Here is a 2,955-nt window from a genome sequence, read left to right as displayed (position 1 = left end):
GGGTAAACAAAAGCCCCAAGCAATTATGATTGCTTGGGGCTTGTTGTAAGAATAAACCTGGCATCGAGCTATTTTTGCGTAGGGCTACCCCTAAACTATCGTTGCCGCAGCAGCGTTTCACCTCTGAGTTCGGGAAGGGTTCAGTGTGGTTCCACCGCGCAATAGACACCAGGAAAACCTGATGGGAATTAAAAATTAAAAATGTAAAATTAAAAATGACTTTTGAAATTTTACATTTCTAATACTTCAGAAACCCTGAAGACTGCAAGTAACGCGAAACCAAATGAGTTGTGAGGTCAAGCCCTCGGTCTGTTAGCACGGCTCGGCTACATACATTGCTGCACTTCCACCTACCGCCTAAGAACGGGTGTTCTGCCCGTGACCTTACCCACTTATTGTGGTGAGAGCACTCATCTTGAGGTGGGCTTCCCACTTAGATGCTTTCAGCGGTTATCCGCTCCGCACTTGGCTACCCAGCGTTTACCGTTGGCACGATAACTGGTACACCAGCGGTGCGTTCCTCCCGGTCCTCTCGTACTAAGGAGGACTCCTCTCAATGCTCTTACGCCTGCACCGGATATGGACCGAACTGTCTCACGACGTTCTGAACCCAGCTCACGTACCGCTTTAATGGGCGAACAGCCCAACCCTTGGGACGTACTTCCGCCCCAGGTTGCGATGAGCCGACATCGAGGTGCCAAACCTCCCCGTCGATGTGGACTCTTGGGGGAGATCAGCCTGTTATCCCTAGAGTAACTTTTATCCGTTGAGCGACGGCCATTCCACTCTGCGCCGTCGGATCACTAAGGCCTACTTTCGTACCTGCTCGACTTGTCAGTCTTGCAGTCAAGCTCCCTTTATGCCTTTACACTCGTCGCACGGTTTCCAAGCGTGCTGAGGGAACCTTTGCGCGCCTCCGTTACCTTTTAGGAGGCGACCGCCCCAGTCAAACTGCCCACCTGAAACTGTTCCCTGACCGGATAACGGTCATGGGTTAGAATTCTAGCTTCGCCAGAGTGGTATCTCACCGTTGGCTCCATATTCCCCACAAGGAATACTTCATCGCCTCCCACCTATCCTGCGCAAGCCAAGCCCGAACACAATTCCAGGCTACAGTAAAGCTTCATAGGGTCTTTCTGTCCAGGTGCAGGCAGTCCGTATCTTCACAGACATTCCTATTTCGCCGAGTCTCTCTCTGAGACACCATCCAGATCGTTACGCCTTTCGTGCGGGTCGGAACTTACCCGACAAGGAATTTCGCTACCTTAGGACCGTTATAGTTACGGCCGCCGTTCACCGGGGCTTCGGTCGCTAGCTTCAAGGTTTCCCCCTGACCAACTTCCTTAACCTTCCGGCACTGGGCAGGCGTCAGCCCCCATACTGCGTCGATTTGACTTTGCGGAGACCTGTGTTTTTGGTAAACAGTCGCCTGGATCTCTTCACTGCGACCCACGTCTTAGGTGGGCACCCCTTCTTCCGAAGTTACGGGGCCATTTTGCCGAGTTCCTTAGAGAGAGTTATCTCGCGCCCCTTGGTATTCTCAACCTCCCTACCTGTGTCGGTTTCGGGTACAGGTAACTGTAAGTTAACGTGTTTAGAGCTTTTCTTGGAAGCTAGACTATGCCACTTCCCCACCGTAGTGGGTCGTACTCACGCCTCAACTCGAAACGTTTTCGCCGTCTCTCAACATCTTGACGCTTGAACCGGTAACCAACATCCGGCTGACAATTATCTTCTCCGTCCCTCTGCACAACCTACAATCAGTACGGGAATTTTAACCCGTTGTCCATCGACTACGCCGTTCGGCCTCGCCTTAGGTCCTGACTAACCCTCCGGGGACGAACCTGGCGGAGGAAACCTTAGGGTTTCGGGGCATTGGATTCTCACCAATGTTTGCGCTACTCAAGCCGACATTCTCACTTCCGTTTCGTCCACAGCTGCTTGCCGCTACTGCTTCTACCTACGACGGAACGCTCCCCTACCGATTAACATAAGTTAATCCCACAGCTTCGGTACATCGCTTAGCCCCGTTCATTTTCGGCGCGAGAGCGCTTGACTAGTGAGCTATTACGCACTCTTTCAAGGGTGGCTGCTTCTAGGCAAACCTCCTAGTTGTCTGTGCACTCTCACCTCCTTTATCACTTAGCGATGATTTGGGGACCTTAGCTGGTGGTCTGGGCTGTTTCCCTCTTGACAATGAAGCTTATCCCCCACTGTCTCACTGGCAATGTGTGCTCTGGGTATTCAGAGTTTGTCTCGATTTGGTACCGGTCTCCCAGCCCGCACCGAAACAGTGCTTTACCCCCCAGATATAATCATTACCGCTGCGCCTAAACACATTTCGGGGAGAACCAGCTAGCTCCTGGTTCGATTGGCATTTCACCCCTAACCACAACTCATCCGCTGATTTTTCAACATCAGTCGGTGCGGACCTCCACTTGGTGTTACCCAAGCTTCATCCTGGCCATGGTTAGATCACCAGGGTTCGGGTCTATAAACACTGATTATCGCCCTTTTCAGACTCGGTTTCCCTTTGGCTCCAGCATTCTCGCTTTAACCTACCAGTGCCTATAAGTCGCCGGCTCATTCTTCAACAGGCACGCGGTCAGACTTTTAATAGTCCTCCCACTGCTTGTAAGCTAACGGTTTCATGTTCTATTTCACTCCCCTTCCGGGGTTCTTTTCACCTTTCCCTCGCGGTACTGGTTCACTATCGGTCACACAGTAGTATTTAGCCTTACGAGGTGGTCCTCGCTGATTCACATGGGATTCCTCGTGCCCCATGCTACTCGGGATTCAGCTACTATCCTTTGCCTTTCGACTACAGGACTTTCACCTTCTTTGGTGCAGTATTTAGCTGCTTCGTCTAGCCTCCAGATTCGATATCGCTGTCCCACTACCCCAATCGGTAAACCAATTGGTTTAGGCTCTTCCCCTTTCGCTCACAACTACTCA

2 rRNA genes are annotated in these 2,955 nt (G+C 51.6%); both read right to left on the bottom strand.

The window, feature by feature from the left end:
* Window positions 1-55: 55 nt before the first annotated feature.
* A 5S ribosomal RNA gene (gene rrf / locus RRG12_RS42445) occupies window positions 56-173 on the bottom strand.
* Between the two features lie 119 nt (window positions 174-292).
* A 23S ribosomal RNA gene (locus RRG12_RS42440) occupies window positions 293-2,955 on the bottom strand; the annotation flags it as partial.

It is taken from the genome of Nostoc sp. CALU 546, assembly GCF_048836525.1.
This window is presented reverse-complemented; position numbering and strand designations above follow the sequence as displayed.